The 19,651-nt window shown below is 36.7% G+C and carries 20 protein-coding genes; 9 read left to right on the top strand and 11 right to left on the bottom strand.

Annotation, left to right across the window (positions count from 1 at the left end):
- Positions 1–6 precede the first annotated feature (6 nt).
- Complete coding sequence (gene lepB / locus FFM66_RS04675) at positions 7–552, bottom strand: signal peptidase I (RefSeq protein WP_137605151.1); 546 nt, start codon at positions 550–552, stop codon at positions 7–9.
- Between the two features lie 175 nt (positions 553–727).
- Here lepB and FFM66_RS04670 point away from each other — a divergent pair, with 175 nt between their 5' ends.
- Positions 728–2,188 (top strand): NAD-dependent succinate-semialdehyde dehydrogenase, encoded by a 1,461-nt coding sequence (locus tag FFM66_RS04670; RefSeq protein WP_137605150.1) that lies wholly within the window; start codon positions 728–730, stop codon positions 2,186–2,188.
- Between the two features lie 100 nt (positions 2,189–2,288).
- Positions 2,289–2,885 (top strand): nitroreductase family protein, encoded by a 597-nt coding sequence (locus tag FFM66_RS04665; RefSeq protein ID WP_048605163.1) that lies wholly within the window; start codon positions 2,289–2,291, stop codon positions 2,883–2,885.
- Positions 2,886–2,936: 51 nt separating this feature from the next.
- On the opposite strand, the gene FFM66_RS04660 is transcribed toward FFM66_RS04665, so the two are convergent.
- The gene (locus FFM66_RS04660) at positions 2,937–3,419 is read right to left on the bottom strand and encodes a hypothetical protein (protein WP_048605162.1); all 483 of its coding nucleotides are present in this window, start codon (positions 3,417–3,419) and stop codon (positions 2,937–2,939) included.
- Between the two features lie 152 nt (positions 3,420–3,571).
- Here FFM66_RS04660 and FFM66_RS04655 point away from each other — a divergent pair, with 152 nt between their 5' ends.
- Together FFM66_RS04655 and FFM66_RS04650 are read left to right on the top strand one after the other, a co-directional pair.
- Complete coding sequence (locus tag FFM66_RS04655; protein WP_137605149.1) at positions 3,572–4,102, top strand: HdeD family acid-resistance protein; 531 nt, start codon at positions 3,572–3,574, stop codon at positions 4,100–4,102.
- Positions 4,103–4,210: 108 nt separating this feature from the next.
- Positions 4,211–4,657 carry a hypothetical protein gene (locus FFM66_RS04650; RefSeq protein WP_137605148.1) on the top strand — a complete coding sequence of 149 codons (447 nt, stop codon included), beginning with the start codon at positions 4,211–4,213 and terminating at the stop codon, positions 4,655–4,657.
- A gap of 42 nt (positions 4,658–4,699) precedes the next feature.
- Here the strand turns inward: FFM66_RS04650 and FFM66_RS04645 are convergent, their stop codons facing one another.
- The 4 genes from FFM66_RS04645 to FFM66_RS04630 all read right to left on the bottom strand — a co-directional run bounded on the left by FFM66_RS04645 (position 4,700) and on the right by FFM66_RS04630 (position 9,423).
- Positions 4,700–5,134: a DUF2188 domain-containing protein gene (locus FFM66_RS04645; protein WP_137605147.1), complete on the bottom strand. Its 435-nt coding sequence runs from the start codon at positions 5,132–5,134 to the stop codon at positions 4,700–4,702.
- Positions 5,135–5,253: 119 nt separating this feature from the next.
- Positions 5,254–7,923, bottom strand: coding sequence for a cation-translocating P-type ATPase (locus FFM66_RS04640; RefSeq protein ID WP_137605220.1), 2,670 nt, complete (start codon positions 7,921–7,923; stop codon positions 5,254–5,256).
- Positions 7,924–8,234: 311 nt separating this feature from the next.
- Positions 8,235–8,918 (bottom strand): hypothetical protein, encoded by a 684-nt coding sequence (locus tag FFM66_RS04635; RefSeq protein WP_048605158.1) that lies wholly within the window; start codon positions 8,916–8,918, stop codon positions 8,235–8,237.
- 10 nt (positions 8,919–8,928) lie between these two features.
- Positions 8,929–9,423, bottom strand: a complete 495-nt coding sequence (locus FFM66_RS04630; protein WP_137605146.1) for a helix-turn-helix transcriptional regulator — start codon at positions 9,421–9,423, stop codon at positions 8,929–8,931.
- A 280-nt stretch (positions 9,424–9,703) separates the two neighbouring features.
- Here FFM66_RS04630 and FFM66_RS04625 point away from each other — a divergent pair, with 280 nt between their 5' ends.
- From FFM66_RS04625 to FFM66_RS04605, 5 genes are all read left to right on the top strand, one after another.
- Entirely contained in the window at positions 9,704–10,813 is a 1,110-nt protein-coding gene (locus FFM66_RS04625; RefSeq protein WP_137605145.1) for a hypothetical protein, read from the top strand.
- An 11-nt stretch (positions 10,814–10,824) separates the two neighbouring features.
- On the top strand, positions 10,825–12,009 hold the full coding sequence (locus FFM66_RS04620) for a hypothetical protein (RefSeq protein WP_137605144.1): 1,185 nt from the start codon (positions 10,825–10,827) through the stop codon (positions 12,007–12,009).
- The gene (locus FFM66_RS04615) at positions 12,006–12,884 is read left to right on the top strand and encodes an ABC transporter ATP-binding protein (protein WP_137605143.1); all 879 of its coding nucleotides are present in this window, start codon (positions 12,006–12,008) and stop codon (positions 12,882–12,884) included. The genes FFM66_RS04620 and FFM66_RS04615 overlap by 4 nt, the downstream gene beginning before the upstream one ends.
- 66 nt (positions 12,885–12,950) lie before the next feature.
- Entirely contained in the window at positions 12,951–13,652 is a 702-nt protein-coding gene (locus FFM66_RS04610; RefSeq protein ID WP_137605142.1) for a hypothetical protein, read from the top strand.
- A gap of 107 nt (positions 13,653–13,759) precedes the next feature.
- Positions 13,760–14,740 carry a DNA/RNA non-specific endonuclease gene (locus FFM66_RS04605; RefSeq protein ID WP_137605141.1) on the top strand — a complete coding sequence of 327 codons (981 nt, stop codon included), beginning with the start codon at positions 13,760–13,762 and terminating at the stop codon, positions 14,738–14,740.
- A 73-nt stretch (positions 14,741–14,813) separates the two neighbouring features.
- Here FFM66_RS04605 and FFM66_RS04600 read toward each other — a convergent pair whose 3' ends face one another.
- The 5 genes from FFM66_RS04600 to FFM66_RS04580 all read right to left on the bottom strand — a co-directional run bounded on the left by FFM66_RS04600 (position 14,814) and on the right by FFM66_RS04580 (position 18,782).
- The gene (locus tag FFM66_RS04600) at positions 14,814–15,548 is read right to left on the bottom strand and encodes an ABC transporter permease (RefSeq protein ID WP_137605140.1); all 735 of its coding nucleotides are present in this window, start codon (positions 15,546–15,548) and stop codon (positions 14,814–14,816) included.
- Between the two features lie 3 nt (positions 15,549–15,551).
- A complete protein-coding gene (locus tag FFM66_RS04595) occupies positions 15,552–16,448 on the bottom strand; it encodes an ABC transporter ATP-binding protein (RefSeq protein ID WP_137605139.1) in 897 nt (298 codons plus the stop codon).
- Positions 16,449–16,560: 112 nt separating this feature from the next.
- Entirely contained in the window at positions 16,561–17,157 is a 597-nt protein-coding gene (locus tag FFM66_RS04590; protein ID WP_137605138.1) for a hypothetical protein, read from the bottom strand.
- On the bottom strand, positions 17,154–18,131 hold the full coding sequence (locus FFM66_RS04585) for a DUF4947 domain-containing protein (RefSeq protein ID WP_137605137.1): 978 nt from the start codon (positions 18,129–18,131) through the stop codon (positions 17,154–17,156). The genes FFM66_RS04590 and FFM66_RS04585 overlap by 4 nt, the downstream gene beginning before the upstream one ends.
- A gap of 273 nt (positions 18,132–18,404) precedes the next feature.
- The gene (locus tag FFM66_RS04580; RefSeq protein WP_137605136.1) at positions 18,405–18,782 is read right to left on the bottom strand and encodes a hypothetical protein; all 378 of its coding nucleotides are present in this window, start codon (positions 18,780–18,782) and stop codon (positions 18,405–18,407) included.
- Positions 18,783–19,651 lie beyond the last annotated feature (869 nt).

Raw genomic sequence — 19,651 nt, 5'->3', positions numbered from 1 at the left:
GAGTTCTTAATGTTTCACTGTACCGATTTCATTCAAAGGCCAGAAAATAAATTTTACATCGCCTAAAATCGCATCCTCATCAATCAAACCAATCATCCGACTGTCTTTTGAAATCCGTCGATTATCCCCCAACACAAGTATTTTACCATCTGGAATGGTTTCAGAAGAAAAATAATCCAACATAGTAAAATCATTCGTCAATGGAGCCCCATCTGTCAATTTGTCTTTGTACTCTTGCAGATAGTCTTCTTCATATTTTTTTCCGTTGATATACAATTGGTCATCCTTATAGGAAACACTGTCACCAGGCAATCCAATCACCCGTTTGATATAATTTTTTCCTGCTTCATCTGGTGCGGGGAAGGTAACGATATCAAAGCGTTTAATTTCGGTATTCTTTAAGGCAATGACATGTTCGCCGTCCTGTAAAGTCGGATCCATTGAATCCCCTTTAACCATCACTGGTGTAAACACAAAGCTTCTTAATAAAATTAAAATCAATGCTACCCCTAAAAAGAAGAGAATCGATCGTAACCATTCATTTTTCTTCAACTGACATTCCTCCAAAATTGATATGCTCAGTGTACCACATTTATTTCAAAACCAAAAAGCGAAACCTACTTTTAAAGAAAAATTCAAAAAAAATCCTCCCTCATCATATAAATTGTGAAAAATAAAAATACGTGTTACCGTTTTCTTATAACGAACAGCGAAAGGATGATACAAAATGAGCCCAAAACTGACCCATGTCCCAACGCAACTTTACATCGATGGTAATTGGATCGATGGCAGCCAACCCACTGCTCCTATCAAAAATCCCGCCACTGGTGAAGTTATCACCGAAGTAAGTCAAGGAGCTGAAGAAGAAACTTTGACAGCTATCGCCGCTGCAAAGGCTGCTTTTCCCCTTTGGTCAAAACATGATCCTCTTGAACGTGCTAACATAATGAATCAAATTGCGGATTTGATTGAAGAAGAAGCCGAACGTTTAGCCTTGATTATGACGCTTGAACAAGGAAAACCATTAAAGGAAGCCCGCAGCGAAATCCAAACCGATATTGAAAATTTCCGCTGGAATGCGGCAGAAGGTCAACGTATTTACGGAGAAATCATTCCCTCACCAATGGATCATCATTGGCTGGTTCGCAAGCAGCCAATCGGGGTAGTTGCAGCAATCACTCCTTGGAATTTTCCGTCAAATATGATTGCGAGAAAAATTGCTCCTGCTCTCGCTGTTGGTTGCACACTTGTAATGAAACCTTCCAAGGAAACACCCCTTTCTGCCTTGGCACTGGTTGATATTTTTGATCGTGCCGGCTTACCAAAAGGAGTGGTCAATATTGTTTTAGGGAGTTCAAAAACAATTGGAAAAGTTTTGACGGAAAGCAATGATGTTAAAAAATTGACTTTTACCGGTTCGACGAAAGTTGGTCAATTGCTTTATAAACAATCCGCGCCGACTTTAAAACATGTTTCTTTGGAATTAGGAGGACACGCGCCTTTTATTGTTTTTCAAGATGCAGATCTCTCTTTAGCTGTTGAAAGTTTGCTGGCAGCGAAATTTCGAAATAACGGGCAAGTTTGCACTGCTCCTAATCGAATTTTTTTACATGAAAAAATTAAAGATGATTTTGTAGAACAGCTACTTAAAAAAATTTCTGATGTGAAAGTGGGCAATGGTTTAGACGATCCCGATATTGGTCCATTAATCAACGAATCTGCTATTGAGAAAATCCAAAACCAATTGTCCGACGCCACTCAAAAAGGGGCAACGATTCTTTATGGTGGAAATCGTTTAACAGATGGTGAATATAGAGACGGCCTCTTTTTTGAACCGACGATTATCGACGGTATTACTAACGAGATGAACATTTATTATGAAGAGACTTTTGGCCCAGTCATCCCTCTCATTGGCTTTACGGAAACTGAAGCCGTGATCGCCGCTGCCAATGATACGGAATTTGGCTTAGCCTCTTACTTCTTTTCCAATAATCTACAAACGATTTCCCAAACTGCTTCTTCTCTGGATTATGGCATCGTGGGTGTCAATGAAATGGCCATATCTAACGCAGCCGTACCATTTGGCGGCGTAAAACATTCCGGTTTTGGTCGAGAGAACGGAAAATACGGCGTAGAAGAATACGTAGAAGTCAAATTTATCAACATCAACACCCACCTAAAAAAATAATTTCTCTTTTTCCGAGCAAAATAGTTTACTAACTAATTGTAAGTATGTATACTAGCACTCGTAAGATAAATTTAAAAGAAAAAAAGGTGGAATAATTCTTATGACAAACTTCTTAGACGCATTAAAAAATCGCCGTTCAATCTACGCATTAGGACGCAACGTTTCTCTAACAGAAACTGAAATCGAAGACTTGGTAAAAGACGTCGTTAAACAAAGCCCAACAGCTTTTAACGCACAATCACCACGTGTAGTTATCCTTTTTGGTGAAGCACACGAAAAATTATGGGAATTAACAGAAGCCGCATTAAAACCATTGACACCAGCAGAAGCCTTCCCAAACACACAACAAAAATTAGCTGGCTTTAAAGCTGGTTTAGGTACTGTTTTATTCTTCAAAAACACAGATACTGTAAAAAATCTACAAGAACAATTCGCATTGTATGCAGACAACTTCCCAGATTGGGCAGAACAATCAAACGGAATTGCTACAGCAAATACATGGGTGGCTTTGGAAGAAGCCGGCTTAGGCGCAAACCTACAACATTACAACCCAGTTATTGATGAAGCCGTTGCAAAAGAATGGAACATTCCAGGCAACTGGCAATTACGTTCACAATTAGTATTTGGTTCAAAAGAAGCAGATGCTGGTGAAAAAGATTACTTGGATGACGAAGAACGTTTCCGCGTATTCCGTTAATTCCTTTTTACAAAGAAAGAGCAGCACCTTCAGGCGCTGCTCTTTCTTTGTTTATTTTTCTTCCTCATGATCGATCAAAATATCGATCGGTGTTCCTTCTTTCAGATGATCGGATAAAAATAAAACGATTTCTTGTATGGGTGCCGAAAATTTTAGTAAAGGTCCTCGCATCCCACGGCGAAAGAAATTCATTTTAACAATATTTTCCTGCTGATACAAAACAATCCGATCAATTTCCGCAAAAGGAATGCCCCGTTTGTCCATTGGATTGACTAAAATACGTTCTTCGGTCAAACCACGACCATCCAATAGAAAACTCAAAACAATCAACCCGGATAAAATACCACGGATACTTTCATCCAACGTGGCAGGTTGCCCAAACGTTCCCCATAAAACAAAAATCGTTGCCAGAGGAATGATGATCCAACTGCCTTTTCTTTTTTTGGCGCGAAAAACCAATTCTTTTTGTATAATCAATAAAAAGAAAAACAAAACAAAAACAAAGATGATTAATAGTAGTGTAAATAAATCCATAGCCTGCTCCATTCTTTCATTTGCAGTTCCATCTTAACACAAAAACAAAGGGACCAAAATAATTTCTCTTCTTTTCCTATCTTCCATTCATTTAATTTTCCATTTTCAGAAAATTTCGTTACAATAAGGAAAAATGAGATGGAGGTTTTTTCATGGATTCGTTTATAAAAAAATTACAAAAATACCAACTGCTTCGTGCGGTCTTTTATGCTCTCGTTGGTATACTGATCTTGCTGCAGCCTAGACCTTTTTTCAATGTCATCGTCTACATTGTAGCTGCTTATTTTGTTTTTCTCAGCATTGTGAATTTGATTTCTGCCTGGCGGGAGAAAAAAGCAACCGGGTATTATGGCTCTGAAATGACGATTGGGATTCTATTTTTAGTCGTCGCTGCCATCGTCTTGATTTTTGCCAAACTCATCATTTCGATTATCCCATTCTTCTTGGGACTTTTGGTCTTACTAAGTGGGATTCGCCAATTGGTGCAAGAATTGAATCTGCGAAAACAAGGAATCTCTTCGTTAGGTTGGTTTTTATTTAGTCTTGCGATGATCATTGTCGGTGGGGTATTGGTCTTCAATCCTTTTGGCAGTGTTCTCGTCTTGTTCCAGATTTTCGGAGCTGTTTTAATCGTTTTGGCAATTTCAGAGATTATTGCCTACTTTCAGCTTAAAAAGAACTAAAGATTTTTTCATTTTTTCTTGAATTCTTGCGGAAGTGATGGTTTTTTCAGATGAAATCACGTATACTCTACATAACAACAGTGATGGATAGATGTGGAGGTGGCTTCGATGAAAAATTTAAAGACAGAACCTGAAAATTTAAATGATATTCCGGTTATTTTTGTCTATAATCAGTATGGTCAAATTGCTGAAAAGATTTCTATTAATGAATGGCGCAGACGAAAAGAACAGGAAAAAGAAATTGAAAATTTTGAAATTCGTCTTTATCGGGAAGCCTTGAATTATTATGGTCAGAAAGAGTTTGAAAAAGCAGAAGATTTACTGACCTTTCTAGTTGCTCGAACCAACTATACCCATTACGAGTATGTGGAACGCTTGGCAAATATCTATCGACAAGAAAAACGAACAAGCAAAGAACGTACGGTTCTCCTACTTGCTCGTCGTAGTTTATTAGCAACCGAAGACTTTGACGGTGTTATCCGCCGAATCGACAAACGGCTCCATTTGCTGGGTCATCCTCTCGATAAATCGCTTGGCGTTGCTTTTCAAAATTAATAGTTCATTGCAAATTAAAAGGAGACGAAAATGTCTCCTTTTTTATTTTTGCAATGTACCATCTTTTTTGTAGATTTTGACCGCAGTTCCTTTGTTTTCGGCAATTTTCTTTGCTCGCTTCACTGCTTCATCCTTTGTATCAAAGCGATCACTTGCCCGCTCCGCACCTTCTGAAATCACCTGCCACTGATCTTCAGAAAATTGGACTAAAACATCTGCCGACAACAATTCCTCCGCATTTCGATCTTTCTCATGAAAATCCCCTTTTTGCGGATTTTCTGCTTCTTTAAATTGACGTTTTTCACTTTCGTCCGCATCTTCTACCCATTTTTTTGCTTGACTAATGGCAATCGGGATCGCTCGGTCTTCAGGATAGCCATCGGTCAAAAGCGCATTTCCGATGTCAATCGCTTTTTTTCGGACCAAATGATTCAAATTTTTCATAGATACTGGATAATCTTTCATGTTCCATGGCATACAAATATCCTCCTTTTACCTCAGTGATTCTTGCAAAGGCCCTCAAAATGAGCGTCTACTCTTTTATTGTAGCTTGAGAATCGACTGAGGAAAAGAATTTCACCTTATCTCTCTATTGCTTATTTTGCAGATGAATCAGAAAAACTTGGGGCTTTTTTTGAAAATAAAAATTTTCCGTTTGTTTGAATCACTGATAGAAGCACTTTCGTCAATTCCATTAAAATGACTGCTGCAAGCGCCAGGCAAAGAGAAATGAAAAATTGTGTCTGACCAAAATCTGCTGGTATTGAGAATAACCCTCGTAGCGCCGGTAAAAGCGTTCCAGCATACAATAGTCCACAAAAACCGACAGCCGCTAGAACGATCTTATTATGAAAGAAGCCTGCGCCAATCACGGTTTGTGTATTGGATCGTGCTGGGAAAATCTGTAGGGTACGACTCAAAATCAACGTGGAAAAGGACATGGCTACACCTAACTCAGCAGATTGCTGCATTCCAATCCATTGGGCAACGATCACGGCAATACTAATCAAAATTCCCCGATACGCAACCGAGATGAAGGTACTTCCAGAAAAAATGCCCGTTCGTGGATTTCTTGGCTGACGTTGCATAATGTTTGGTTCCGGTTTTTCCATTCCTAAAGCAATTGCTGGCACAGAATCATTCACCAAATTGATAAATAGTAATTGTAAAGCAGTAAATGGATTTGCCCAATTCATCACTAAAGCGAAAATAATTGTGATGATAGCTCCTAAGTTACCGGCAAAAAGATAAGCAACGGCTTTTTTAATATTATCAAAAACATTTCGACCAACACCGATTGCATTGACGATTGAAGCAAAGTTATCATCTGTTAAAACCATTGCTGATGCATCTTTTGCTACATCTGTCCCAGTACCCATGGCGATTCCAATATCTGCTTGCTTCAAGGCAGGAGCATCATTGACTCCATCCCCAGTCATTGCAGAAATGTGTCCTTTTTCCTGCCAAGCCTTTACGATTCGAATTTTATTTTCCGGAGAAACTCGAGCATAAACAGTGACTTTTTCCAACGTTTCCATTAGTTCATCATGAGTTAATTGATCCAACTCAGCACCTGTCAAAGCCAAATCGCCTTTTGAAAATAACCCGATTTCCTGTGCGATTGCCCGAGCTGTTGTTTTGTGATCACCCGTAATCATAATTGGCTTGATTCCGGCATTTTTTGCATCGGTGATTGCTTGATAAACTTCTTCTCTTGGCGGATCGATCATTGCCAACAAACCAAGCAAAATCAATTGATTTTCATCTTCATGAGTCACGTCTGTCGTTTGCACTGGACGATAAGCAAAAGCCAATACCCGCAATGCACGGTTTGAAAATTCTTCGTTTTGTTTTTGGAATTTTTCTAATTGTTTCGCATCAAAAGGTAAAATTTTATTTCCAATCTTAACATGTGTACTGCGTTGGAAAATAACATCCGGTGCACCTTTTGTCAGCAACTGTAATTTCCCATCTATCGTATGAACCGTTGACATTAACTTACGATCTGAATCAAATGGTAATTCATTTTCACGAGGATATTTTTTCCGCAAACTTTCTGCTGAAATTTGTTTCTCGCTACCAAAATCAACTAACGCAATTTCGGTTGGATCACCGATTTTATTTCCTTCTTCATTGATTGCTGCATCATTTGCCAGTAAAGCTGTTTGCAGTAATTGTTGTTGGGTTTCTTCATGGTTTTCAAGAAAAAATGAATCAACAACTGTCATCTTATTTTGAGTCAAGGTTCCTGTTTTATCCGTACAAATAATACTGGTAGCACCTAGAGTTTCCACAGCAGAAAGTTTACGAATGATCGCATGCTGCTTCGCCATTTTTTTCGTTCCCAAGGATAACACAATCGTCACGATAGATTGCAGTGCTTCTGGAATGGCAGCGACAGCTACGGCCACTGCAAACATGAAGGCATTCATCACACTCGGCCAAATATCGGGATTGCCGCTAATAAAGATACGTGCCAACTGAATACCGAAAATCAACAGCGAGAGTGCTAAAATCGCTAACCCTAATTTTTGGCTGAATCGATCCAAATTTCGCTGTAAAGGAGTTGCCGCAGTTGTAGCATTTTCTAACAAATCAGCTACCTGACCGATTTCGGTTTCTTTACCTGTTCGAGAAACAAGAAATTTTCCTCGGCCATAAACTACTAAGGTTCCACTATGCACCATATTGTTGCGGTCACCAACGGGTAGAATCCCTTTGATTTCTGCCGTATTTTTTTCTGCGGGAACTGATTCTCCCGTCAACATTCCTTCATCAATTCGTAAACTTCCAGCTTCGATTAACCGTCCATCTGCCGGAACAAAATCACCTGCATCCAGTAAAACGACATCTCCAGGAACAATCTCTCTGGCGGGTACTGTTTCAGGAGCGCCATTTCGAAGGACCTTTGCACTTGGCGAAGATAATTTTTTCAGAGCATCTAATGAGTTTTCTGCTTTTTTTGTTTGGATCACACTAACAACAGAATTTAGAAGCAAAACGGCAAAAATGACTACCGATTCCAATGGATGGCCCATCACGATCTGTACGACCGCTACAATCAACAGAACAATCACCATCGCATCTTTAAAAGTCTCTAAAAACACTTTCCAAAGAGGTGTTTTTGCTTTACTTTGCAGTTCGTTGAAACCATGAGCTGCCAAACGCTGTTCTACCGCATCACTTGACAAGCCGTTTTCATTGCTGTCTAGTTCGTGGTAGAGATCGGTCATTTTTTTCTGATAATCGGTTGTTTCCTGCTTCATGTCTTTTTCTAATTTCTGTTCCACTCGAGAACCTCCAATAATTTGATTTGAAAGAAAAGAAAAAGACCCAAGACAACTATCTGGATAGTCATCTTAGGTCTTACTGTTTAATATAATACCAGATGATCGAAAACGACCAACTTACTGTTGATATTATCGCGAATACTCGCCAGTTACTCCCCTAAGGAGATATTCTTTTCTTTCGTTATATTAAGAGTAACAAAGTTGAAGAACATGTGCAAGTAAAAACTTTATTTTCCAAAAATATTTTCATTTCAGTTATTTTATAACAACGGTTCCTTTCACTTTCATCATTGAAAAATTCCCATTAAAGCCAATAAAATCATTGTAACAATAGCGACAGCCAGCATAACTTTTTCATATTCTTTCGGAGTCGCCATCAAATTTTTTGGGGTAATTCGTAAAATTTTAATCTCTGGAAATTCTTCCTGCAATTGTGTTTCATATCCCCATGCTTTTGGTGCCAAAGCTACGGTGACGTGTTTGGTATTGTGGTGCAATAGTTCCCTTGTCTCTTCTAACGTCTTCACAAGCCAATAAACTGAGGGATACTCTCTCATTAATTGACGAAGATTCTCTTCTTTAAATTGCGGGCTCAACTCTTTAGGCAGTTTATTTTGATTGATGTCTGAGCCGGCAACAATCAGATAACCAGTCGTTTGACCTATAACCGCAGCCTTTGGTGCCAAAAACCGCATAAACTGATCTGTGGAAATCAAGATCACTTCTACTGTTGGGTACCATTGAAGAATTTCTTTTTTATATTTCAGCGTAATCGGTGTAAAAGCCACTGCCTGATACGCAAGAATTGTGTCTTTGTTCATATCCGAAAGGCTTACCAACTGCCATTCATAATCGCTGTTTTCAGCTTTAAGAACATTCAACGCTCTTGGTTCGTAGACCTGATCTTGTTGCGCCCAAAACAACCCATATTTTTCTTGTGAACTTATCGTAAGTAATGCTCCCTGCTTCATTTTTTTCCTCCTAATTCACAATCAATGATTGTAGTATGACTGTCAAAAAAATGCCCACAAAAAAAGTAATCCAAATCCATCGACCAATATCATACATATTTTCTGTTTGGGAATAAAGGGCTGCTGCTCGTTTGGTTTGCCACATATAAACACCGGTGCCAATCAAACCACCTACTGTATAAAAAAGTAAAATATTCAGTCCGCGTGGTCGCAAAATAATTTGCAGAATCAATAGAATGACAGAAAAAACAATTAATCCATACATGTACCGTTTTGCAAGAGGATAGGTCTTGGTTAACGTCGGCTCCGACTTATTCTCCAGCATTTCATCGATGGAAACCTGATAAAGATTGCTTAAAATCAGTAAATTTTGCAAATCTGGTTGTGCTTTGCCATTCTCCCAATTGGAAACCGTTTGTCGACTGACCAAAATTTTTTTTGCTAATTCTTCTTGCGTTAACTGATGCTCGATTCGCAGCTTCTTCAGCTGTTGATTGAGTTCCATTTTATTCCCCCCCAATACTCCCTGCTTGATATCCCAATCTTAGCAAATTTTTGTAAAAAAACCACAAATACCTCCATTTCTTACCGACAAAATCATTAGACATAGCGCTGGAATAGGGTTTCGAGCCTTTTTTTGGGAAAATTGTGTTCCACAACTCAATCAGCGAAAAGAGAATCAAATTCATTTTCAGAATATTTCGCCTTTTATTTCGTTCAATGTTATACTATTTCTAAAATCTTATTAAAGAGTAATTGAATTTTATTTTGGTAGGTGTACTATTTTGGCTTATTTTAAAACGCTATTTTTAATCAATCGCCATAACATCAAATATCAATTCTTATTAGCTCTCACAATTCTTTTTACATTTATTCAAATTGGAAATACGGTTAGTCAGAACCGCCCCTTTTTATTGGAAGAGAATTCAGCAGCTCGGCAAGCTGTTCAGAGTATTTTATCTCAATTCAAAAAAATTGATCCATCAGAGCAAGAAACTCAAAAAGATCCCCTTTATTTTAATCTGATCCAACAATCAGAATTACTTGCTCGTAAAGAACAAGCTCTTCTGTTTGAAAACTGGAAGCTACTTAATGAAGCCTCATTAGAATTAGTTGAAGTACGAGAATCATTTCTGACACTTCCTGGCTCAAAAAAATATCAATCTTATCTACCAACATTGGCTGAGAATCAATTAGAGAAAACTTTTTTTCAAAAGATTCAAAAAGACCATATTCCTCTAATCACAGAAAACAGTACACTTGTTATGGCGATGATTTCTTTGATTGTTAGCTTAGGATTTCTTTGGTTTCCACTTAATGCATTAATATCTAGTGATTTACTACTAGAAGAAATGAATCACTTGTCTGTTACTAATGGTTATCCGATTTCTTTTCGAAAACGAATACTCCTAAAAATCAGCTTCCTTTTTGGAATTTTTCTGTTGGTTCTCTTTTTGATTTTATTACTGGCAGGTATCATGGGTATTTTTTCCCCGATTGGTTCTCTTTGTTATCCTGTACCTATCTATATCCAAAACTATCAGACGGTTCCTTTTTGGCTGTATCTCTTTTTAATTATAGGTTATCTATTAATGTTGACTCTTTTCACAACATTACTTTCATTGAGCTTGAATTATCTTTTAAATAATTTGTACATCACGATTTTCACCAGTTTTGGTCTTTATTTACTCCCCTACTTTTTTCCAAATTTTATGAAGAGTCTCTGGTTTCTACCTTCTATTTTCCTTAACCCCGTTCAATTGCTGCAAGGAGAATTTTTAAAAGAAACCTTTCTTAGCGGTATTGGTGTTTTAGCAACCTGGTGTTTGTTTTTTATTACTTTTTTAAGCCGCGTATTAAATGCACAGAAGCTTAAAGAAAGAAGGCATCGATGAAAAACTATATCTTGATTGAAAGCAAAGAATTGATTACGAATAGAAAAAATCAAGTAATCTTTATTTTTCTTCTCATTTTCGGTCTGTATTTTAGTTTTATTGACGTCAATAGATTCGATCCTATTGAAAAAGTAAATAAAGCTGAAATTGCGGCGCGTTATGAAGATCGCGAACATTTTTTAAAAAATGTAAAAATTAATGAAACGACTCATTACCTGGTTCGCTTTGCTGCGGAGGTCTTCCCTCAATGGAATAAATTGGATTATGAACGCTTGCGTGGACTTCAAACGAACGATTTAAAAAAATATGCCCAAGCAACGGCTGAGTGGTATGCCTTTTCTGATGATATTTATTTTAAAAAACTATCGGAAGACTTGCGCTACAACACAAGGTACTATCAACTTGGAAATTATTTTGCTCATTTTGATGGCCACTATGCCTACAAACGCGAGAAAGTAAAGTATCAAGCCTTTGCAAAAGCTGACTATTCTTTAGCTCTCAGTGCCTTTGATGAACGAACTGCTTTACAGACTTTTTATCGATTAAGCCAAAACATATTGCCCATAATCGTTCTTATTGCGCTGCTCCTTTTGACAAGCGACATTCTTACTAAGGATACAAAACATCCTTCTCTTGTATCTGGTTATCCTTTGACTCCCTTTTCAAGAATTCTTGGGAAAAGTTTTCTCTTATTCATAGGACTTGTTTTGATTTTCATTGCTTTTTTACCGGCATTCGTGATTATAGGCATTCAGTATGGCTTTGGAGATTTTCGGTATCCTATTCCGATTTATTTAAATGATCAGTTGAATAACGGGGAATTTCACTCTATTTCTTTGGGAAACTATACTCTTATTTTCTTTGGCTTGTTGCTCCTTTGGGGATTTTTATTAAACTTTTTAATCATGTCATTGAGTCTGTTATTTCGAAATGAATTAGTAAATATTGGTTTAGGATTGCTAGTTATCCTACTGGAATTTCTCTATTACCGTCAAGGAATTGGTGAATTTCGCGCCTATGAATGGTTACCGAGCTCTTTTATAAAAATTGGCGAGATTATTACCGGTTATCATAATTATCTTTACGTCACTACAAAATTTACGATTCGTCAGTTCTTGCTCATATTCTCACCATTTATAATTAGTGGAATAGGATTTTCTTATCTTCTATCCAAAAGAAAGGGGCGTTTCTATTGATTTCCGTAAAAAATATCACTGTTTCTTTTGAGCAAGTTACGGTATTGAAGAATCTGACTTTCCAAATATATCCAAGAGAAATCATCGGACTAGTAGCCCCTAATGGTACAGGAAAGTCGACACTTTTAAATGTATTGATGAATTATCTAAGTCCGACTAGTGGAAAAGTTTTCTTTGATGATCTCACCTATCAAAATAAACAAACGGAAAGAAAGATTCACGAACAAATTACCATGATGCCTGATCAAAGTGACTTATACGATTCACTTTCAGGTAGTGATCATTTGAAAATCTATCAGAAAATGTGGTCAAAAACTGCCATCGACTATTTAAAAGTCATTGATGACTTGCATATGGAAAACTATGTAAAACGAAAAGTCGGTGAATATTCCTTAGGTATGCGCCAACGTTTATGTTTTGCAATGCAAATTGTCGCAAACACTCCTTATATGCTAATGGATGAAGTGATGAATGGATTAGATCCGACGAATGTCACACTGCTTTCTCAACTACTGATCCAAAAACGGGAAGAAGGAAAAACTATCATCATTTCTTCTCACCTGTTGGAGAACCTAGAGCAGTATTCCGATCGAATCTTTTTCTTGAAGGATGGCAATTTTATCAAAGAGATCAAAAAAAATGAGGATAATGAACCTGTGGTAAAATTTAAATTCACGTTGAAAAAAACTACTACCATCAATGGAAAACAGGTAACCACTCTTCCAAATGGAACTAGCTATATTCCTTTTGTTAAAAACACAGATGATATAGCCTCCATTTTTCAGCAATTACAGGTTCTAGGCGTTGAAGAAATGGCGATTACAGCAATTGATTTAAAAGATTTGTATTCCTTTTATTTTGAAACAAACGCGTAATGGGAGAATGAGATAGTATTTTTTGAGCATTATGGTATGATAACCGTAACAATTGTTTTTTAGGAGATGATTCTTATCTTTGCCTTTATTGAGTTAAAAGAATGGATTGCCGGTGAACGTTTTTCAGTAATTATTTCCCCTATTTTGATTGTCATGGGAGCTTTGCTGTTACTTGTTTTTATGTTTGCCGTAATCTATCATCATTACCGATTCAGCAAGCATGTAGCCATTTTTTCTTTCGTTGCTTTGTTAACTATTGGTGGTGTTTTTTATCTCCAACACAATCGACTTCAGGAATTCTACACGGTCAGTCGCGACGTTTTACCAAATATTCGTGACCGTGAGCTGACTTTTACTGGGTATGAACCTTATGACGAAGAAACAATCAATTCATTCAAAAGATTTCAGAATCGGGCGGGTATTGAGGCACTTGGTATGTACACTTCTCATCCGGTTAGCGAATCTGTTGATTATCTTGGGACTGCCTATGACTCTTATTATTTTCTTTTCCGTAATCAAGTCGTCTATTTACGGGATAGATCAGAATTTACCGCAGACAAAGAAGCAAAATTAACAGGTATCCAGTATACTTTGGAAAAAAATGAATTTGCTAAGATTGGTTTTTTGAAGGAAACAAACCATTTTCTGGACGTCTTAAAAATCCCTGAAACGCAAAAAGAACTGCTTTACGAGCCTATTGATGGCAAAAAAGCACGTCCCTTTGAAATTGCACAATCTGTTTGGGCAACCTATGATGAACCACAGTAGAATCTGGGATAATCCAGATTCTTTTTTATTTCAAACGTCCCCAAAAATAAAAAATTGTTATATACTCATAAAGAGCTTTTTAGATTTTTTAGTAAAAGGAGAATAATATGCACTTTATCTATGTAATAGTGGGAATTTTTATTATTTTGACCCCCCTAGTCTTTTCCCATCTTTCAAAAAAGAAAAAATATGAACTGCTATCCCTGATTAGCTTAACGGCAATTTTTCTGGCAGGCTGTTCCTCACTCAATCTTCCGGGAAAAGAATCAAGTTCTGATTCAGTTTCACAGGAAAACATTCAAGCAACCAATAGCGAACTTGCAGAGTTGAGTTATAAAGGAACGCAGACCATTGATATAAATCAAGGGAAGCCCACCTTCACCCAAAAAGATTTGACCACCAAAAATGGTCCTTGGGAAAAATATGGCGATTTAGATTCTTTGAATCGACCAACCTATGCCGAAGCATTACTCAAAAAAAGTCTGATGCCGACTGAAAAGCGTGAACCCTTGACCGTGGACCCTACCGGCTGGCGGAATAAAAAAATCAAAGACGGCTATCTGTACAATCGGTCCCATTTGATTGGCTTCCAGTTGACTGGGCAAAATAATAATTTGAAAAATTTGATTACTGGTACTAGACAATTGAATAGTCCGGAAATGCTGCGTTTTGAGTCCGACATCGCCTATTTCCTTAAAGAAAACCCAACAAAGTATGTTCGTTATTCTGTCGTTCCGGTTTTTAATGGAGAAGAATTAGTTGCTCGTGGCGTACACATGCAGGCACAATCCATTGACAGTGACGATATCCAATTTAACGTGTATATTTTTAACATTCAGGATGGTGTAACAATCAATTATTCAGATGGCACCAGTCGAATCGGCTCTTCAACAACCAGTACAACAGAATCCGTGAGCGAAGAAAAAAAATTTGTCGATAAAAATGGCAATGGCTTGATCAAAGGCTCCAATAGCGGAATTTATCATATTCCCGGTTCGAAATATTATGACAAAACGACAAATCCGAAGGCTTGGTTCAAGACTATTGCAGAAGCAAAAGCTGCCGGCTATCGCCCACCGGCGGAGTAATTATTCTATTTGTAACCTCAAAAAGAAGTATCCAACATATGCGGATACTTCTTTTTTACAGCTTCTACTTTTATCAAGCCACATCCTCCCGTTTTCTTGAAATAAGAAACGAGATACCTAAAAAGACAACCCCATAAGCTATCATAATCAAAACAGAAGTTAGCGGTACGGAACCATTCTCGATATAGACCACAGCCAATTCTCGAAAATGATAAGTCGGTGTCATTTGGGAAATAGTTTGTAACCAGTCAGGAAATTGATCAGTCGGAAACCACAATCCACCCAACATGGCTAATCCTAAAAACAAGATATTCGCAAAAACAGACACTGTTTTTTCATCCTTAAAATTGCTGAGAATCGTTCCCAGACTTAGAAAAATCGTTGCCCCAAACAACAGCAACAAAGCAGAAATAATCCATTGTTGCACGGTCAAATCAACTTTTCGTACAAAAAATCCGGTCATGAAGACAAGAAAAATCGCCAAAATGAAGAGGAGTAACATTTTTATTATCTTGATTAAATAAATATCAAATTTTTTGATTGGTAGTCGATTCAAAAGGACGCGCCATCCATTTTTCTTGTCTTCGATAATTTCAAATGGGAAAGTGAAAATAGAAAAGCTGGTTAAGCTAAAGGTTGTCATTGAAATAAGATATTCCTTCATGAAGATCTTTTGATATTCTGGATTGGGAAGTTTAAGCACCGCCGTAAAGATTAGGTAAAATGCAACCGGCATAGCGATGCTCATAAGCAAATATTTTTTGTTGCGGGTAATCCGCAATAATTCGACTTTCATCAAGTTTCTCATTGCTTATTCCGCCTTTCTCTCTTTTCCTTTTTCATTAAAAATCGTATCCAATAAGGAGGTATTGGTTAACTCGATTTTTTCTAAAGGAAAGTCGATGGCTAACAGTTCTTCAAAAATTCTGCTTGTCTGCTCAGCTTGAAAGTGCCATTTTGTCAATTCATTCGTTTCAACAATGCGGATTTGATTAACGGAAATTATTTTTTGGATTTTTTCTTTATATGGTGTATAGTTATCGGATTCGATCCAAAGTATCTTCTCGTGATCCAGCATTCGAAGATGGTAAGGCGTGTCATCAGCAATCAGTTCTCCATCGTTTAACAAAATCACTCGATCTGAACTGTAATTCACTTCTTCAATATAATGTGTCGTAAAAACAATTGTTGTTTCATTATCCATCAATTGCTGGATAATCTCCCAAAAATGCTTTCGAGTGCTGGTATCCATACCATTCGTTGGTTCATCCATAATCAGCAATTTAGGTTTATTAATGATAGACAAACAAAAATCAAGGAGCCGTTGTTGTCCACCAGATAATTTTGCGGCAAATTGATTTAATTGTTCAGAAGAAAATTTTAAGATATTGTTCCTCTCTTCTTCAGACAGATGATTTTCCCCATAGCTGCCGACAAAATGAAGAAGCTCCTTTACTTTTACATCATCGGGAAAATTCGTTTTTTGTGGTAAAAAACCGATTTCATTTTTTTCAAAACTCATTGTAATACTTCCACTCGTTTGAAAATAATTTCCCAATATAATATTTAGAAGTGTACTTTTCCCTGCCCCATTTTTTCCTAATAAGGCAACACATTCATTCTCGTTGATTGTCAGATCAATCTCACTTAATGCGACATTGTTAGAAAATTCTTTTTTTATTTTCTCAGCAACGATGACCGGCTTCATAAGATTCCCTCCTGTACCCAAACCTTTTGCAGAAAAATCCTTTTCTTAAGTATACAGGAGGTCTGAACTTTTTAATAGCTAGACGGGTTCTTGCACCTTTCTACGAACTACATTAATACACATCTTTATCAATAATCATCAACGTTTTTTTATTATAGGTAACAGTGACGGTCATCCCGGCATACTCTCCGCTTTCATTATTTTGCCATTCCGCTATTACCTTTGCAGGGTGTCCATACTCCTCCTGTTCCCAAGTAACTCTACTTGTTGGTTTGCCGACTATTTTTTCCAAATCAGCATAATTTCCGCCATTGGTATAAGAATACTTTTCTGTTTTTTCGTTATATTCTTCTGTTGCTACTTGGATGGCGTCAAAAACCGATTGGCTCCATCCAGAAACGCTACTGATATCTTTTTCCTCAGAATCAGACGTCCATAAAGTATAAGTCGCCTCATCGGGTTTTGATGGTTCAGCAGTTTCAGAAGAAATGGAACGAATAAAAATTTTACCTATGAAGATCGTTAGTGACACTAGGAAAACTGCTAAAATCAGTTTCCCCCATTTTACTTTCGATAAAGTTAGCACAGTATCTATTTCAGGTTTTGCTTTTTCTGCTACATACACTGTTTTACAATAATCGCATTTCCAACCATTGGTAGTTTCGTGGAATTCCGTACTTCCACAATTTTCACATATCTGTGGCTTCATTGACAGGTTCCTTTCTCCGTATAATTTTCTGGAAAATCTTCAGGATATGAACCTAAGCCATTGTAAGGATGACTTTCAGGAATTCTTGTAAAGTAAACATATCGTGGAATTGGTGAGATATAAATAATTTTTTCTCCCTCAAAATATACGTTGGGTTTTCCTTGCTCCTCATAGACGAATTCTTTTGTGAAACTTACGGCTGAAAAATCATTGAGTGCCAATAAAAAGGCACGAACTTCTCGCCAGGTTAACTGACCATCTCGTAACTCTTTTTGCAAAATTTGCATTTCCGAATTCTCAAGATTCTCATCATCATAATTAAGCACTATATTTTCTCTAATTTTATTAGGATCGGTTAAAATTTCATCTGGTTTTCCAAAAGCTTTTGTAACATCTTTTTCTGAATACTGGGTATATTCGGGAATATAAGCTAATAAAAACCCATTCTCCTTGTAATAACTAGTCGCCGCTAAATCTGAATCAGGATTTTCAATTAGCATATCTTTTTTAGGAGCGCGCGTGAGTCGATTTTTTTCCAATTTATCGTGCTCTTTTTGCGCTAAATCCAACCGTTGCCCATATTCTTTCGTTTTGTCCCCACCATATTTAGCTATGGATACCTTTGCTTTTGATATTTCTTCTTGATTTAGCGTCAACTCCGCAATCATTACATTTCTTTGGGGATTCTTTAACTCGTCTTCACTCCACTTTGTCGCTTTCGTCGTGACCGCCGCTCCTTGCCCCAAACCATCGATCCCTTTTTCTAATGGACCATGAAGTGCAAAACCAATTCCAACAAAAAAAATGATTCCTGCAGCGAGCCAGATGCCGAAGTGAGATTTTCGATGAGAAATATCGACAGGTACGTCGATTTCATTTGAGGGATAAACAGCATGACAATATTCACATTCATACCCATTTCTTACTTTTTTAAAACGATTCCCTCCGCAAAACTCACAAACTAAAGCTTTCATATATTCTCCTTAAACCAAAAAAACATCCGCTGGAATTTTTTTGTTCAATGCTTAAAACTCGAAAAGCTGCTGTTTTTCTGATAAATACTATAATGAAAATAGCCCACCTATCGTGTTTTGTCAATAATCTAATCGTAGGTTATTTAGTATTTTCCATTTTTCTACTTTCTTGGTTTTAAAAGGAGATGTCTTCATTTTTAGTAGAAAAAAACCAAGAACAGTTTGCTCTTGGTTGACTAAAAATTATATTCAAGAAATTATAGACCACGGTCACTATTTCTTTTTCTCTGCTTTTTCATCTAAAGTACTTAGAAAAATGGGCATCAAAATTAGTAGGATTGATAGTACGACATCACTTACAGAAATATTTCGCAGTTTTAAGATTGGCATAACAAGAATAACAAGAGCATATAAAAAGCGACGTTCATTTTTTTGTAAATTTTGTTGAAAAACAGTACTTGAAAAAGAAATACCAATTAGCTTGTTCTTAAACAAATATCTCCAGAAAACGATTATTAAAATAATGGCAATCACTAGCAATATTCTGGCTAAAAAATAATATTTAATTTGATGGAAGAGACAAGCTGTTATCAACAAAAGAGCATACAGTCCCATTAATCCCCAATTTCGTTTTCGTTCGCGATTATCCACTTTGCGCCTCCCTAATTATGCTGTTTGCGGTAAACACCTGTATTTTGATACACCTTTAACACAGTATTTAAATTAAACATATTCTGCATTTAATCCAATTACTATTGATTTTTAAAGCTTGTTCCTAATCTCTACCTTACTCGTTCACAATTGTTTTTGCAACCCCTTTCAAGAACGTATGGTTTTTAAAATATTGGATTCCTATTTTATTCTTTAGATTTAACAATCCTGCGTGTTAAGATTGAACTTGAGTGTCTGAATTGGAGTAGTATCGGTTCAATCTTCTGGTGCATCAAAGTTTCGCATTTTTTACTGTCAAAAAAATTGTCTACGGATATTCTTACCATAGACAATTTCTAAAAATCTACAAACTATTCACTTCTATTTCCAAATAAACCCTTATTTTTTAGGTTTTTCATCGTCATCCAGGAAAGGACTCTGACTGTTTTACGCTAGAATTTTTGGAAAAATAATTGTTTGCGGTATTATGAACGGTCTTTTGAATATAACTAATAATTTTAGTGTCATATTCAGTGATCAAAAAAATTGGATTCATTATTATCACTTCTTCCCTTGAAAAATCGAAAGAAAAAAGATATACGGATAAATTAGTTAGTGAGTCTATATTGCCAATATCCTCTCATAGCACGTCCAACATGAACGGTGTTATCCTCATGAATTTTTGGAAGAATATTATTTACAAAATTTCGATAATCCAGAAAAACTTCACTTATATTTATCAATTTTTTTGGTATAACTGTTTATTAGATAAATATTTTCCAGCCTATTTTAAAAATTGATGCAATAATAACTCCATAGCTAACTTCACATAATTGACCGCAGCTACATTTACACTTCCATTTTGTTTT

Source organism: Enterococcus songbeiensis, assembly GCF_005405265.1.
GTDB classification, from domain to species: domain Bacteria; phylum Bacillota; class Bacilli; order Lactobacillales; family Enterococcaceae; genus Enterococcus_C; species Enterococcus_C songbeiensis.
This window is presented reverse-complemented; position numbering and strand designations above follow the sequence as displayed.

Excerpts from the sequence above, each read along its gene's own strand:
- FFM66_RS04670 (WP_137605150.1), top strand. The coding sequence starts at position 728 with ATGAGCCCAAAACTGACCCATGTCCCAACGCAACTTTACATCGATGGT.
- FFM66_RS04665 (WP_048605163.1), top strand. The coding sequence starts at position 2,289 with ATGACAAACTTCTTAGACGCATTAAAAAATCGCCGTTCAATCTACGCA.
- FFM66_RS04660 (WP_048605162.1), bottom strand. The coding sequence starts at position 3,419 with ATGGATTTATTTACACTACTATTAATCATCTTTGTTTTTGTTTTGTTT.
- FFM66_RS04655 (WP_137605149.1), top strand. The coding sequence starts at position 3,572 with ATGGATTCGTTTATAAAAAAATTACAAAAATACCAACTGCTTCGTGCG.
- FFM66_RS04650 (WP_137605148.1), top strand. The coding sequence starts at position 4,211 with ATGAAAAATTTAAAGACAGAACCTGAAAATTTAAATGATATTCCGGTT.
- FFM66_RS04645 (WP_137605147.1), bottom strand. The coding sequence starts at position 5,134 with ATGCCATGGAACATGAAAGATTATCCAGTATCTATGAAAAATTTGAAT.
- FFM66_RS04640 (WP_137605220.1), bottom strand. The coding sequence starts at position 7,923 with ATGAAGCAGGAAACAACCGATTATCAGAAAAAAATGACCGATCTCTAC.
- FFM66_RS04635 (WP_048605158.1), bottom strand. The coding sequence starts at position 8,918 with ATGAAGCAGGGAGCATTACTTACGATAAGTTCACAAGAAAAATATGGG.
- FFM66_RS04630 (WP_137605146.1), bottom strand. The coding sequence starts at position 9,423 with ATGGAACTCAATCAACAGCTGAAGAAGCTGCGAATCGAGCATCAGTTA.
- FFM66_RS04610 (WP_137605142.1), top strand. The coding sequence starts at position 12,951 with ATGATTCTTATCTTTGCCTTTATTGAGTTAAAAGAATGGATTGCCGGT.
- FFM66_RS04605 (WP_137605141.1), top strand. The coding sequence starts at position 13,760 with ATGCACTTTATCTATGTAATAGTGGGAATTTTTATTATTTTGACCCCC.
- FFM66_RS04600 (WP_137605140.1), bottom strand. The coding sequence starts at position 15,548 with ATGAGAAACTTGATGAAAGTCGAATTATTGCGGATTACCCGCAACAAA.
- FFM66_RS04595 (WP_137605139.1), bottom strand. The coding sequence starts at position 16,448 with ATGAAGCCGGTCATCGTTGCTGAGAAAATAAAAAAAGAATTTTCTAAC.
- FFM66_RS04590 (WP_137605138.1), bottom strand. The coding sequence starts at position 17,157 with ATGAAGCCACAGATATGTGAAAATTGTGGAAGTACGGAATTCCACGAA.
- FFM66_RS04585 (WP_137605137.1), bottom strand. The coding sequence starts at position 18,131 with ATGAAAGCTTTAGTTTGTGAGTTTTGCGGAGGGAATCGTTTTAAAAAA.